The sequence below is a fragment of the Paenibacillus sp. J2L1-98 genome, from assembly GCF_056269405.1.
Map to the genome: position 1 here is coordinate 117,633 of NZ_JBWDNW010000014.1, position 15,174 is coordinate 132,806.

Annotated in this window: 10 protein-coding genes; all 10 read left to right on the plus strand. The window is 49.4% G+C overall.

Features of this window, described 5'->3' with window-relative positions; genetic code table 11:
• Positions 1-125 precede the first annotated feature (125 nt).
• The 10 genes from AC0YNZ_RS21805 (at position 126) to AC0YNZ_RS21850 (ending at position 14,718) form a co-directional block, all read left to right on the plus strand.
• On the plus strand, positions 126-3,098 hold the full coding sequence (locus AC0YNZ_RS21805; protein WP_475828603.1) for a LamG-like jellyroll fold domain-containing protein: 2,973 nt from the start codon (positions 126-128) through the stop codon (positions 3,096-3,098).
• 138 nt (positions 3,099-3,236) lie between these two features.
• Positions 3,237-3,515 carry a hypothetical protein gene (locus tag AC0YNZ_RS21810; protein ID WP_475828604.1) on the plus strand — a complete coding sequence of 93 codons (279 nt, stop codon included), beginning with the start codon at positions 3,237-3,239 and terminating at the stop codon, positions 3,513-3,515.
• Positions 3,516-3,906: 391 nt separating this feature from the next.
• On the plus strand, positions 3,907-4,302 hold the full coding sequence (locus AC0YNZ_RS21815; RefSeq protein WP_475828605.1) for a hypothetical protein: 396 nt from the start codon (positions 3,907-3,909) through the stop codon (positions 4,300-4,302).
• A gap of 138 nt (positions 4,303-4,440) precedes the next feature.
• Entirely contained in the window at positions 4,441-5,799 is a 1,359-nt protein-coding gene (locus tag AC0YNZ_RS21820) for an ABC transporter substrate-binding protein (protein ID WP_475828629.1), read from the plus strand.
• A gap of 199 nt (positions 5,800-5,998) precedes the next feature.
• Positions 5,999-7,750 carry a cache domain-containing sensor histidine kinase gene (locus AC0YNZ_RS21825; RefSeq protein ID WP_475828606.1) on the plus strand — a complete coding sequence of 584 codons (1,752 nt, stop codon included), beginning with the start codon at positions 5,999-6,001 and terminating at the stop codon, positions 7,748-7,750.
• On the plus strand, positions 7,743-9,332 hold the full coding sequence (locus tag AC0YNZ_RS21830; protein WP_475828607.1) for a response regulator transcription factor: 1,590 nt from the start codon (positions 7,743-7,745) through the stop codon (positions 9,330-9,332). The genes AC0YNZ_RS21825 and AC0YNZ_RS21830 overlap by 8 nt, the downstream gene beginning before the upstream one ends.
• A gap of 45 nt (positions 9,333-9,377) precedes the next feature.
• Positions 9,378-10,625: an alpha-L-fucosidase gene (locus tag AC0YNZ_RS21835; protein WP_475828608.1), complete on the plus strand. Its 1,248-nt coding sequence runs from the start codon at positions 9,378-9,380 to the stop codon at positions 10,623-10,625.
• A 40-nt stretch (positions 10,626-10,665) separates the two neighbouring features.
• Complete coding sequence (locus AC0YNZ_RS21840) at positions 10,666-12,495, plus strand: beta-galactosidase (protein ID WP_475828609.1); 1,830 nt, start codon at positions 10,666-10,668, stop codon at positions 12,493-12,495.
• Between the two features lie 71 nt (positions 12,496-12,566).
• Positions 12,567-13,688: a glycoside hydrolase family 88 protein gene (locus AC0YNZ_RS21845; RefSeq protein ID WP_475828610.1), complete on the plus strand. Its 1,122-nt coding sequence runs from the start codon at positions 12,567-12,569 to the stop codon at positions 13,686-13,688.
• Positions 13,689-13,701: 13 nt separating this feature from the next.
• The gene (locus AC0YNZ_RS21850) at positions 13,702-14,718 is read left to right on the plus strand and encodes a glycoside hydrolase family protein (RefSeq protein WP_475828611.1); all 1,017 of its coding nucleotides are present in this window, start codon (positions 13,702-13,704) and stop codon (positions 14,716-14,718) included.
• The last annotated feature ends 456 nt before the right edge of the window (positions 14,719-15,174 follow it).

Sequence of the window (15,174 nt, forward strand, 5' to 3'; positions counted from 1 at the left end):
AGCATTGAATCAAGGGTGATATTTTGACAAGTCAAAATATCACCCTTGCCATGTCAAAAATATTCACGGTCCTTCACCGCTATGCTGCTATACTATAAACATTCGACAAAGGAGGAGGTAGTAGGATGAAATGGAGCAACACTGGAAAGATCGCAAGCTTGATATGTCTACTTATTTTTATAAATTCGCTTACACCTTTTGGGACGGGGCGGGTTCGCGGTGAAGAGCTGCCTGACACGGATTCGGAGAGATCCGTCAGGCTGCCCTTCGACGGAAGTGCTGCGAATATCGGAACCAGCGGCGTAACGCCTGTTACGGTAGGGAACCTGCCTGCATATGCAACGGGCTACGCGTCCAAAGCTCTCAATTTCGACACGGATTACACCAAAGTGAATGCGAGTAACCCGGCTCCATATATCGATCTTGGCGATCACCCGGATCTAAAATTCGGAGCGGATACAGACTTTACGATTTCCTTCTGGATCAAGTTTCCAAATACTTGGAAGACGGGTGGCTGGCCGGTGCTGATTACGAACAAGAATCAGAACAGCGAGGTAGGATGGCGCATCCTTACCGATACGTATGAAAATATCCGTTGGCAGCTAACGGTCGAAGGGTATGGTCCTTTGCCAGAAGTAACCGTCCACCGGATCCTGGATACGAATTGGCATCACTTTGCGGTAACGATTGACCGCGACGGATTCGCTCGGTTTTATATAGACGGGCAGGAAGCTGTCGGCAAGGCTGTCAATTTGTCGGGGGTGAATGGCAGCGTCGATACGGCGTTGACCCCGAAGATTGGCGTTAACGCTTCAGGTCTGCTTGCCAACCAAACAAGTGACAAATTGAATGTGCAGTTGGATGATCTTCGCATTTATCGCAAAGCGCTGAATGCGACGGAGGTGTTCCAACTGAAGCAGCAAACCTCAAGTCTTCTTATGATAGAGCATGTGGATCAGTTGAAGGTTGGCGATTTCGTCTATCCGAAGACATATGTCATGTTTCAGAATAAAGTGCTATCAGACAACGTTCAAGGCATCCACTATGAAAGCAGCGATCCTTCAGTGGCAACGATCAATCCGGATGGAGGGATTGAGGCGATTACGACTGGCGAAACAACCATTCGTGCCTCTTACGAGGGACTATCCGACAGCTTTGTCTTGAAAGTAGCTGAAGTACCCGAAATACCGGAATGGCAGTCGCAGCTATCTCCTGGACATCCCCGCCTGCTGGCGACGGAGGAGGACTTCGCTAGACTGCTTCGGAAGATCGAAACGGATGAACGGGCAGGTGATTGGTTTCTTAATATAAAGCAGCAAGGGGAAGGCTTGCTTGTAAGCTCAACCTATAACGGCAATGATCCGCAGCGGATTTTGCTGCTGGGCATGCTTTACCATCTAACGCAGGACAGCAGATATTCTGAACGTGCGTGGCTGGAGATGGAGCATCTCATGGGACAAGTTTTATGGAACCCGGATATGTTTTTGGAGCATGCCGCGCGTCTGATGTCCGCTTCCTTTGCCTATGACTGGTTCTATAATGTCTGGGACGAGAATCGGCGAGAGAGTCTTAAAGCCGATATCATCGAAAAAGGGATGCTGCCGGGCATCATCACGTACCGGCTGGGAGCCAATGCGCCGTATGCAACGAATTACTGGAATGGTGCGGTTACCCCTTATCCGGAAGCCAACAACTGGAATACGGTCGGGAATGCGGGTCAGCTGATAAGCGCCCTGGCAATCGGTGAGGATTCACCGAGCTTCGCGGGAGAAATTCTGGATAGCGGCATGGTCGACATTTTGCAGTCGCTGGAACATTTCAATCCGCATGGCGGCTGGTTCGAGGGTTATGCTTACTGGAATTATACATGGATCTATGTCTCGCGTCTCTTGGCCTCTATCGACACGGCCTTAGGCCCGGAGAATAATCCGCTTAGCAGCTTTCCGGGCATCGCGGAGAGCGGCTACTTTCCGATCCACCTGTCCGGGTCAACGGGCAAATCCTTCAATTTCGGCGACAGCGGCACCGATTTCGGGGACAACGAGCAGATGTACTATTTGGCTAACCGGTATAACAAGCCTGAGCTTACCCAATTCCAACTACCGTATACGGAGGCGGTGTCGGCCATCGATCCTCTTTCTCTTCTGTGGTACAATCCACACCATGCAGGTGGAAGCAAGTTTGGCAAAATGCCGCTGGACAAGCGTTATCCAGGCATTGAAATCGGTTCATTGCGCGCAGCGTGGAATGACCGGAACGCCGTATCGGTTAATTTCAAAGCGGGGGCAGTCCAGAACGGGCATATGGATCTTGACTCAGGCACATTCGTACTTGATGCGCTTGGCGAACGATGGTTCTCCGATCTCGGGGACCGAAACCGAGCGGAGTGGCCAAACTTCTTCAGCACTTATGGACCGAGATGGACTTACTATACCAAACGGGCGGAGGGGCATAACACGCTGGTGATCAATCCGAAGCCTGCGACTGGCGTCGCGGGAGACCCGGACCAAACTTATGTATATGGAGCTGACTACCGGCCTTATATTGCTCCAATCGAGCAGCTTGAATCCAATGATACGAATGCTTATGCAATAATGGATCTGACCAAATCCTATGGCAACCGTAGCGTGACGAGTGTACGCCGCGGCATAGCTTTGCTGGATGATCGCAGTCATGTGCTGCTGCAGGATGAGATTGGGCTGACCGAGCCCGGAGAGATCTATTCATTCCTTCATTTCAATGGCAAAGCGGGTTACGAGCTGTCGGAGGATGGAAAATCAGCCATATTGACGATCGACGATAAACGTCTGTGGGTTGGGCTTCTGGGTGGCGAGGATCCTGATGTGCTTACAGTCATGGACGCCAAGCCGCTGTCGACTTCTCCGAACCCTGATATCCAATATTCGAAGCCGGGAAATATAACAGAGGAGACGCCTGTGAAGAAGCTGGCCGTGCATCTGACGGATAGGCAGGATGCTCGTATAGCGCTATATATCGTTCCGCTAAAGAGCGGGGAGTCCCCGCCGAAGGCAAAAAAATTGCCGTCCATTGTGCCGCTGGCGGATTGGGAGAGCAAATTCGTGAATACGGAGCAGTAGCCCAAGTCCGGAACAAAGTCCTGCCCCGACCGAATCACCTTCGCCGCCTGCAGAAGATAGGAAGGGCGAATGGATTATTGAAGCGGAAGGTCTAGCTGAGAGTCAGTCCGTATTCAAGACGGAAGGGATATTAAAGCTTTGGTGCTGCCGGTAAATTCGGCTGAGCTGTTGAAGGCCGCTGATTCAGCATTCATTTCTGTACAAGCAGATAATATCAGCAGTAGCATTCCAACTGCAGTGCTCGAGCAGTTAAGCGAAATGGCAAAGGCTGGGCAGCTATCAGAGGGACAAATCCGATTGCAGTTAGAGGAAGTCGGCTCTAAAGCCGCCGAATCACTGCTGGAGCGGGCCGAACAGAAAACGGGAGCGTCTTTGCAGCCGCTTACTCCATTATTAGACTTGTCCCTGCTCATCTAAAGTATCGACGTCAGAACGATAAAGCTGAGTCAATTCATTGAGCCAATAACAGTTACGTTGCCTGTTGAAAAAGATGAGCACAAGCTATCAGCTCTTTATTCTATTTCTGATTATCCTTACGTATATGAAAGGTACTAAGAACAACAAGGAGTTGGAAGCAAAGCTATATCATTTTAGCTACTATGCCATACTAAGTTATGATAAAGCCTACAACGACGTAGTATCAGGACATTGGGCAGAAGAGGCAATTAAGGCATTGTTGGCGCAAGGAATTGTAATGGAGTAGGAAGCAATGACTTCGCCCCGAATCAATCGATTAACCGCGCGGAGTTTGCCGTACTCTTATCCTGGATGCTAAGATTGCAGGGAGAAGCCGATATGCGGTTCTAGGATGTGCCCAGCGACATGTGGTATGCTCACGACGTCAACTTGGCAGCGCAAGCAGGCATTGTGCTGCACCGCGCGCAGCTCCCAGCGCGCGGTGGGGCAACCACAGGAGGGAACAGCCGCGAGCCGATTTGAGGCCGGATGCAGAGATTACCCGCAAGCGATGGTGGTTATGATCATGAGAGCCTACAAGTATAGCGGTCAGATGAAGCTCGATCCAGCAACAGGGGAATGCTTCCGTGAAACGAATCTTTTCGCCGATTGGGCGAAGCTGCCGATCCAACAAGCGAAGGCCTTAGGGATTATCCAGGGTCGTTCAGACAATCGGATTGTTTCCCAGGGCTTGGCGACCCGGGCGGAGGGTGCGAAAATTATTTATACCCTGCAGGGACTTTTCTGAGAGCAATCGGAAAAGTCAAATATTTTCTCCAATCACCTAAAAATCGTACACGCCGACACCGACGCTAAAGCTATAATCAATTCCAAGGACGTCAATATAGATTTCTACAAGGGGGAATAGCAAGTGAAGAGAAGCACCATGTTACTGCTAAGCATCATGCTGGCGATCGTAACCATACTCAGCGCCTGCGGCAAATCCGATTCCGGCAATTCGAACAAAGTCGGTTCCGCATCGCCAAATGTCTCATCGGATGAGCAGGTCACTATCAAGTATTACAACTGGGATAATGAAGCGACGTTGTCGAATACCCGAGCGCTTCTGGATCAATTTGAGAAAGAGAATCCGAACATCAAAGTCGAGCATGTCGTTCTCGTTCCCGGCAACTCGGTAGAGATGTTGAAGAAGCTGGACTTCTTGATTTCCTCCGGCGCAGCAATCGACGTAATCGGTGTGCCTAGCCTGGATGCTGTAATTGAGAGAGCCTCGAGAGGCGCGCTTGCTCCGCTGAATGAATATTATAAAGCGGAAGGACTTGTCCCCGAAGACGAATACTACGTGAATCCGAAAATCGACGACAAGTACTATGGCATGCAGAACACGACCAGCTACCAATTCATTCTGATGAACAAAAATGCTCTGGATGAGGCTGGCCTGCCGGTTCCATCTTACGGCTGGACTTGGGATGATTTCCGTGAGTATGCGAAGAAGCTTAATAAAGGAGAAGGTGTGGACAAGCGTTACGGCAGCTACTTCCATACGTGGGAGCTTTACATGAATCCGCCTGCGCAGACGGTTCTCAGAAATCCTTTCCGTTATGAGGACGGGACGACGAATTACTCGGATCCTACGTATAAGTATTTCTTCCAGCTTCGCAAAGATATGGAAGCGATAGATGAGACAACGAAGCCTTATGCGGACGTGCTTGCGGCCAAGCTGAACTACCGTACTGAGTTCTTCAACGAAGAAGCGGCAATGATTTTGTCGGGCAGCTGGATGGTTCCGGATCCTGGAAACCTGGAGCAATACCCGCATGATTTCGTAACAGCATTCGCACCGGTTCCCCTGCCTCCGGCAGGCGCCGAGCCCAAGGATTACGAGGGTGGCAAATACTTCGTGGGCGGCTCGCATCTGGCGATTGGAGCAACGTCCAAGAACAAAGCAGCTTCCTTCAAGCTAATGCGTTTCTTGTCGACAGTAGAATCCGAGTTTAAAACGGAGTTCTCCGGCTGGAAGAAATCCGATCCGGAACCGCTGATTGATCGCATGATCGGAGACAAAGCGAAAATGTACGATGTGGAATCGCTCAAAAACTCGTTATTCAGCGATAAGATTGAATATCTGGAGGCTTCACAGGTCATAACTACTTTCGGCTCACAGCTCGCGAAAGTACAAGCGGATGCATTCAGCAAGTTTATGCTTGGCAATGAATCTATCGATGAAATACAGCAGCAAATGGTTGACGAAGCAACGAAGATCATTGAAGAGAATACGAAGTAAGTTAAACGAACGAAAAGCGTTCCAGAGGGTTTTTTTGCCCATCCGGTACGCTTTTTTTATAATTGGAACGGCTCAAATTAGCGGCGCGGGGGGTCAAAATTTTACCCTTTAGACGAAAAAATCGTACTAACGGTCAAGGAGTGAGATACTTATAATGTGGATATAATCTAAGAATAATACGAACGTTGAAAGGATCATAATGAAGAAGTTGTTCCGCAGTACGTATTATCGAAAAATTCAGCTTTCGTTTATTATTCTTATTTTGCTTCCAATCGTTACTGTATCCATTTTTTCTTACTTGCTAATTAAAAATGCCAGCATGGAGAAAATTGAGCTGACGAATAAGAGCATTCTGCAGCTTACGGAGAAGGACATTGAGGAGACGATTAGCGATCTGGCTTACGCTTCTCTTATTTTTGTTGAAAATGATCTATTAAAGCCCTATTACAAGCATTACGCGAACCTAAGCCAAATTAGCAATTATGAGGATTATAAGGTTTACAACGGAATTGAAAACCTCCTCAAACTAGTGTCGTTCGAGGCTTCACCCAATCATATCCATCTGTTTATCGCAAATGAGCAAGGGATGATCATTTCTACGCCGGGCTTCTTTGACCGGGGAAAGGACATTGCGCAGCTGGAGGAGCATTGGAGACAAATACGTTCCAAGGAGTTCCTGACTAATTCTGGTCACTTTCAGTGGCTCGGCGCGGTTTCTTCTGATATGTATCCAGAAAAGTTCTTCTATGGAACAAGGGCCATCCGTGAGTCAGGCACCGGACGCAGGCTGGCTGTTCTCAACATAGGCATTTCGGAAAATTATTTCAGCGAGCTGTTTCATCCTTTTACCACTGGAAAGTTCGGCCTTTTTAATAGCGATGGAGAGCTATTTGCGGGATCGGGGGACGTGGAGCTTGAGCCATCAAGCGATGCTGCGACATCTATTCGAAGCAAAGCCATCATTCCAATCGTGGATTGGAGCCTTGTATTCGAGACGCCTAAGCAGGACGTTGTAGGTCAGCTTACGAGAACGTTCTATATTAGCGGTATGATTATCGGGATATCCATGCTCCTATTTTTACTGTTGTCCATGGTCATGGCGAGAAGACTGCATAAACCGATTCATAAGCTGCAGCGGATCGCCTTTCAATTCGGAGGCGGCAACCGCTCGATGCGATTCGTCGTCTCCGGCGAGGACGAGATCAATGATTTGGGACGAACCCTCAATCAGATGCTGGATCAGATTGAAGAGCTGATTGCGAATATCAATCGAGAGCAGGACGAGAAGCGCAGAATGGAGCTTCACACGCTGGCGAATCAGATTCGGCCCCATTTTCTTCTCAATACGCTTAACGCGATTAAGATCAGTCTCATTATGCAGTCGGATACCCTGCACGGCGAGAAAATCAATTCGCTTATCACACTGCTGCGGAATTACTTGAGGATGGATGAGCCTTCTACCCTGCGGGAGGAATGCGAGGTGCTCCGGCACTATGTCAGCCTCATGGAGATGAGGAGCGACATGCGTATCGGGCTGACTATGGATTATTCAGAAATCGCAGGCAACGTGTTTATTTCGAAGCTTCTGCTTCAGCCATTGGTTGAGAACGCGATCGTACACGGCTTCGTCGATAGGAAACGTAATTCAGAAATTGTGCTGGATGCCCAGATTCTTAATCAGAACCTAGTTATTGCCATCAAGGATAACGGCGCGGGAATGTCAGAGGAGACGCTGGCCATTATGAACGAAAAACTGAATGAAGAAACCATAAAGGTAAGTGATGGCCTTGACCATATCGGACTGCGCAATATTTTGAAACGAATGAGACTTATATATGGGCCGAAAGCAGCGATGCGGCTTGTCTCGAACAAGGATACAGGCATTACCGTCAATCTAAGCTTTCCTATTTTGGAATCAGATAAGCTTCTGGAGGTCGAGAACGATGTATAAGGTTCTGATAATCGATGACGACGCGCTTATGCTGAAATATTTGCGTCAGCTTATTGATTGGAATTCTCTAGGCTTCAATACGCTGCTGGAATCTTACTCCAGCATTAAAGCGCTGGAGCTGTTCAAGCGAGAGAAGCCCGATATAGTGGTGACGGATATCGGGCTACCGCAGATGAACGGCCTTCAGCTCGCGGATCAATTCAAACAGATAAAGCCGGATGTGAGAATTGTGTTTCTGACCTGCTATGAAGAGTTCGAATTCGTGAAGCGGGCGCTTCATCTGAACGCAGACGATTATCTGATCAAGGACAAGCTGGTGGCCGCGCAGCTCGAAGAAACGCTCAACAAGTCCATTGTGGCGATGAAGCAGAAAGCGGTCTCGGAGGCCAGGGAATCATATCAGGAGGATTTCATCCGTAATCTGGATGTGCTGAAGAGCGCCTTCTTTGAGCAACTTGTAAGCGGAGGAAGCAACGAAGAAACCCTTATTAGGTACGCCCGCAGGCTAGGTATCAAGTGGTCCTATTCCTCCTTCAAGCTTACGTTTGGTTATATTCCATATTCTAGTGTGCGAACGCGTTACGGTTATAAGGACATGAATCTGCTTCTGTATTCCGTGTACAATATCGCCACTGAGATTTCCAACCGGTATGAAGGAATCAGCGCTTTCAAAAATAGGGGCTTTTTGATGGTGCTGCTCAACTATCGAAGCAGCGTTACGACAACGCCGCAAAGCTACTTACAGAGCTACTTAATCGATGTGCAGCGGCAGGTTGAACAATTTCTGAAAGTAAACCTCCATTTCATAAACTGCACGACAGAGCTTGCGCTTGCGGAAATCCCAGACATGTATAAAAAGATGAATCGCAATAGATACCAGCTTTTCTATGAGGAAACCAGTCTGTTAGAATGGCGTCCCGACCGGAATCATTTGGTCTATTATCCCGCCGCTAATAACTTTGAAACCTTTAAGAAGTCATTAGATAAAGCCGTGCAGGATGGCGATGAAAGCGTAATGTTTGATCTGCTAGCAGCTATGATGGCCGAAGCTTCGGATAAACGGATTCAGCCGCTGGATTGGATTCAGGCCTGCATGGAATTGGTGCGTTCCCTTGAAATGAAGCTGAATATGCGGACTAGGGATGAGACTTTTTATCAAGCGCTGGAGTCCGTCATGAATGGAGACGACCTGCTCAGTCTGATGAAAGGGAAGCTTTCCGAGCTCATCGCAGAGGAAAAAAGACCTCTGCACTCGACGCTGCTGGAGCCTAAAATGCAGGCGATCGATCGCTATATTGTCGACAACTTGGCTGAGAATATCAGTTCCATTGATATGGCACAGTTCTTAGACTTGAATCCGAGCTACTTCTCCCGCTTTTTCAAACGGCTCACGGGGGTCAACTTCACGGATTATGTACACCGCTATAAGGTAGGGATAGCGGAGCAGCTTCTTAAGAATTCGGATGAGAGCGTTGAGATTGTGGCTGCCAAGCTGGGCTATTATGAACGAAGCTATTTCTCGAAAGTGTTTAAGAAATATACGGGATTAACGCCTACTGAGCTTAGGGGGAAAAATGAGTAGAGGTTCTATATAAAGATCTATTCGATGTTGAAAGGATGGAATAGAATGATTCAATCTTCTTTTAATGGGCCCCTTCCAACGGAGCATCAGCTCCTATGGCAGGATTACGAGCTTGGGTTCTTTTGTCACTTTGGGATGAATACGTTCTGCGATCAGGAATGGGGTGACGGGAGTGATTCGCCCTTGTTATTTAGCCCTTCAGAGATGGATGCCCATCAGTGGGTACGCACAGCCAAGCGAGCGGGCTTCCGCTATTTCGTCCTGACGGCAAAGCATCACGACGGTTTCTGCTTGTGGCCGACGGCGACAACGGATTATTCGGTTGTCTCCAGTCCCTGGAAGGAAGGCAAGGGCGATGTGGTGCATGAATGCGCCGAGGCATGCCGCGAAGAAGGAATCGGCTTCGGACTATACTTATCGCCATGGGACCGCCATGAGCCTTGTTATTCGGACAAGGCAGCCTATGATGAATTCTACTTGCGGCAGCTGGAAGAGCTTTTAACCGGTTATGGACCTCTGGTGGAAGTATGGTTCGACGGAGCGGGCTCAGAGGGCCGGGAGTATGACTGGAGCCGGATTATCGGATTGGTTAAGCAACATCAGCCCGGAGCCATGATCTTCAATATGGGAGCGCCCACGATTCGGTGGGTAGGCAACGAGGACGGACTGGCGCCGTATCCATGCTGGAATACGGCGGAGTCGGCACGGGTTAGCATGTTCAGCGATGCCTCCTTGAACTGGCTGCCGGACACTCCGAACTGGGTTCCGGCGGAATGCGATGTGCCGATCCGCAAGGATCGCTGGTTCTGGCATCCCGATGAGGAAGAGCTTCTGCTGTCCCTGGACAGTCTAATGGATATTTATTATCGCTCCGTCGGCCATGGCGCGACGCTGCTTTTGAATGTGGCGCCGGATAATCGCGGACTTCTACCTGATGCCGACGTTGAGCGGATCATCGCGTTCGGCGATGAGATCGGGCGCAGGTTCGGCAAGGCGTTTGCAGAAGCCGCAGACGAAGAAGGCGAGCTCATTATGCTTGGGCTTGCGCATAACACAGTAGTCGAGCATGTGGTGATCATGGAGAACATTCGATACGGTGAGCGTGTACGGGAATATGCGATAGAAGCATTTTGCGGGGGCAAATGGCATGAGATTGTTCGAGGAAGCGCGATCGGACACAAGAAGATCGACCGTATCGCGCCTGCTTCAATGGACGGTCTGCGCTTGCGAATATTGGAATCGGACGATAAACCGAGAATGAGATCGTTTGCTGCGTATGGAAGCAGCGAATAACCGGAAATGAGTTTATATTGCATATAGAGGGAGTGGAAACATGAGTCGGTTGGAATGGAAGGATGGCTGTTATTTGTTGAACGGCGAACCGCTGCGTATCATGTCAGGAGCAATCCATTATTTCCGCGTCGTGCCGGAATATTGGCAGGATCGGCTGTTGAAGCTGAAAGCTTGCGGTTTCAACACGGTAGAAACCTATGTGGCATGGAATGTGCATGAGCCGCAGGAAGGAAAATTTCAGTTCGATGGCATGGCAGATGTGGCACAATTCATTAGGCTTGCCGGAGAGCTTGGCCTGCATGTGATTGTTCGACCCAGCCCCTACATATGCGCCGAGTGGGAGTTCGGCGGATTACCCGCGTGGCTGCTTGAGGACAGCAATATGCGTCTGCGCTGCTTTGACCAGAGCTATCTGGATAAGGTAGATCGTTATTATGACAAGCTGATCCCTCTTCTTGTTCCGCTACTATCTACGAATGGCGGTCCAGTGATTGCGGTGCAGGTTGAGAACGAATACGGTAGCTATGGCCATGATACGAGATACTTGGAATACTTGTGGGACGGCCTGACGCGCCGTGGCGTTGACGTTATGCTCTTCACCTCCGATGGCCCAACCGATGAGATGCTGATTGGAGGTACGATCGAAGGCGTTCACGCAACCGTGAATTTCGGCTCAAGGGCAGTAGAATCGTTCGAGAAATTCCGGGAATACCGTGCGTCGGAGCCGCTAATGTGCATGGAATTTTGGAATGGCTGGTTTGATCATTGGATGGAGGCGCATCATGTAAGGGATGGCTTGGATGTTGCAGCGGAATTGGATGAGATGCTAACCAGGGGAGCTTCCGTCAATTTCTATATGTTTCATGGCGGAACAAATTTCGGGTTCTATAACGGCGCTAATCATATCAAGGCATACGAACCTACAGTAACGAGCTACGACTATGATGCACCGCTTACGGAATGGGGCGATGTAACCGCCAAATATGTGGCTATTCGCGACGTTATGGAGAAGCACGGGTTTGAAGCGGGTTGTCCCTTGCCGGAGCCGATACCGAAACGGGCTTACGGCAAAGTCTATTTGTCGGAACGGGGGGAACTCTTCCCTCAGTTGGATGCCATTTCGAAATCAAAGGAGAGCGTATGGATCGAGCCGATGGAGAAGTTCGGGCAGTCTTATGGCTTTATTCTGTATTCAACATGGCTGAAAGGACCGCGTTCAGGGCAGAAGCTGCATATTCAGGAGGTACGGGACCGGGCGCAGGTATTCCTGGGTGGAGTGCCTCTGGGGGTCATTGAGCGATGGAATCCGCAGCCTCTGGATATAGTAGTGCCTCCCGGCGGAGCCAGACTGGACATTCTCGTGGAGAATATGGGACGAATCAATTATGGCCCGCTGCTGCGCGATACGAAGGGCATTACAGAAGGCGTGCGAATCGACAATCAGTTCCAGTACAACTGGACCGTCTATCCCCTTTCGATGATGAACAGCATGATAAACAAAGTATCCTATGAGACTATGAAAAAGCCTACTTTAGAGTGGAGCGGCGGACCGGCTTTCTATCGCGGATATTTCGAGGGAGAGGAGGGCAGCGACACCTTCCTCCGGTTCGACGGCTGGAAGAAAGGCGTTGCATGGATTAACGGCTTTAATCTGGGGCGCTATTGGGAAGCAGGCCCTCAGCGTGCGCTTTATGTGCCGGGACCCATTCTTCGTAAAGGCCTTAATGAAATCATATTGTTCGAGCTGGAAGGTATGCCTGAGACGGAAGGGCCTGTCGTTACGCTAATGGATCAGCCTGATCTCGGCGCAACGGAAGGCGTGGACGGGTCGTTGCTGAGCTTTGTTCATGATGAAGTTCAGGAAGGCTAAGAGCGGTGTCGGGTGCATGAGGTTAACTATCAGTATGTTGCAACAATTATTTTTACCGGGGAGTGAAAGCCGTGCTGCAAGAGGCACTTAAGGATGCTGTGGAGAAAACGAAACGAAATATCGCAAAGTTCAACGGGAGGTTTCCGCATGTCAGTGAAAATGGCGTCTACCATCTCAATGATAATACCGATTGGACGAACGGCTTCTGGAGCGGCATGTTATGGCTGTGCTACGAACATACGAAGGATAAGCAGTTCCGGGATGCGGCGGCCTCTACCGTCGAGAGCTTTCGACAGCGGCTAGCGGCACATATCGTGTTGGACCATCATGACATCGGCTTTCTTTATTCTCTCTCCGCCAAGGCACAGTGGATAATCGAGAAGGATGAGGCGGCCAAGAAGCTCGCGCTTGCCTCCGCAGAGGTGTTAATGAAACGCTGGAGGCCAGGTGCAGGAATTATCCAGGCGTGGGGAGTGGACGGAGATGAGAAGAACGGAGGACGCATCATTATTGACTGTCTGATGAATTTGCCATTGCTATTCTGGGCAGCCCATCAAACAGGAGACCAGCGATACGCGGTGGCAGCAGTACGGCAGGCAGAGAAGAGCAGACGTTATCTCGTACGCGGCGACGATTCTTCCTTCCATACGTTCTACTTTGATCAGAGCAACGGAGAACCAATTCGCGGCGGCACAGAGCAGGGCTATGCCGATGGTTCAACTTGGACGAGAGGACAGGCTTGGGGAATTTATGGATTCGCGCTAGCGTACCATTATACGGGCGATCCGCAGTATCAAGAAACCTCTCTTCGTATGGCACGTCACTTCCTGGAGAGATTGCCCGAGGACGGAGTCGTCTACTGGGATTTCTGCGCTCCGGTACACTCTGAGACAAAGAGAGATAGCTCCGCGTCCGCGATTGCTGTATGCGGCATCCATCAATTGTTGCAAGCTCTGCCGGCAGATCATCGGGATCGGGTTTTTCTAGAGAACGGTATGAAGCATTCGATTGTCGGCCTGATCCAGCATTATGCCACGATCGGCAACTCGGATGCGGAGGGGCTCCTGGAGCGTGGATCATACAGTGTACGCAGCGGATCATCGCCGGATGATTACATGATATGGGGCGATTACTATTATATCGAGGCGCTTATGAGAATTTTACATGGACATAAGGGCTACTGGTACGAGTAGGGAGGGGTTTATCATGTTTTATAAAAAAATGCCTGCACCTATAAACGGGGGTTTCCGTATGGACGGATACTGGATTTGGTGTGGATCTGTAGTAAAAGGTGAGGATGAGCGCTTCCATATGTTTGCTTCGCGTTGGCCAAAAACGCTGCCCATGCACCCTGGTTGGATAGTGGCTTCGGAAATTGTAAGAGCTGTATCTGATACACCTGAAGGTCCATATGCTTTTCAAGAGGTTGTGCTTCCTGCAAGAGGAGCGGAATTTTGGGACGGCCGCAGCACTCATAATCCGCATATTGTGAAATATAAAGATGGTTATTTATTGTACTATATGGGCTCAACACATCCGCTGCCTGACCCGATGTTGAACGATGGATACGGGTTGGATGATCCAAGGTGCATTGTTGGACGAGCTAACAAACGGATTGGTCTTGCAATCTCAAAAAGCGTCTTTGGCCCATGGCTTAGGTTAGATGCTCCAATAGTGCCTGCACGTCCTGGTAAATTTGACAGCTTCCTTACATCGAATCCAGCACCCTGCATTCAAGACGACGGCTCTGTTCTGCTCATTTATAAAGCCAGGCGGTACGAGGGTAACCGGCATGGTAAAATGACTATTGGAGCAGCATTCGCGAAGCGCTACGAGGGACCCTACCATGTGCTTAGCGAGAATCCAATATTTCCTCCTGAGAACTTCCACATAGAAGACCCATTTATATGGAAGAACGGGGATCACTTCGAATTAATTGCGAAGGATATGGATGGCACACTGTGCGGTGAAAAATATGGGGGAGTGCATGCTCATTCCAAGGATGGATTGTCTTGGGAAATTTACGAAAAACCGCTTGCCTATTCTCGTACCGTGCAAATGAATGATGGCAATATGAGAACGTTCGGCAACTTCGAACGTCCATTTTTACTGTTCCAGGACGGCAGACCGACTCATTTGTTTGGAGCCGTCTCGGATGGCAAGCACGGGTTTGGGGATGCATCGAATACCTGGAACATGGTGATCCCACTCAGTAATGGGTAAGTGCTGTCGTACAACAAAGCCGCTGGTGCGGCTTTTTTTCTCCCACTCACTTTTATGTTTCATGCACTCTGCATACAGGGGATAACTGTAAACAATTACTATGTATTTGCGAATGGTGTTAGCTATGCTGGTACTTGAGCTATCTTGTAATCTATTTCCATCTAGTTTGCCCTGGTGACATCTACGCTGGTATATTGTGTGCTGCTCTTCATTGTTTAATATAGGTTTTAATATAGATATACATCAAAACAAACAACTAAATTATCGCAGTCCCAATGAATATATAAACAAAGTAGCTCCCCCGGAGCTACTTAAAGGGGCAGACCGGCGTAGCTGACACCACTCGCAAACGTATAAATGTTAGAACCCTTATCGAGAGTGCTTTTTGATATCCCGATGTTGCCGCTTACGCCTTCGCGAAGCTGCGATTTCGAGGCGGATCGTAGGGGAAATGGA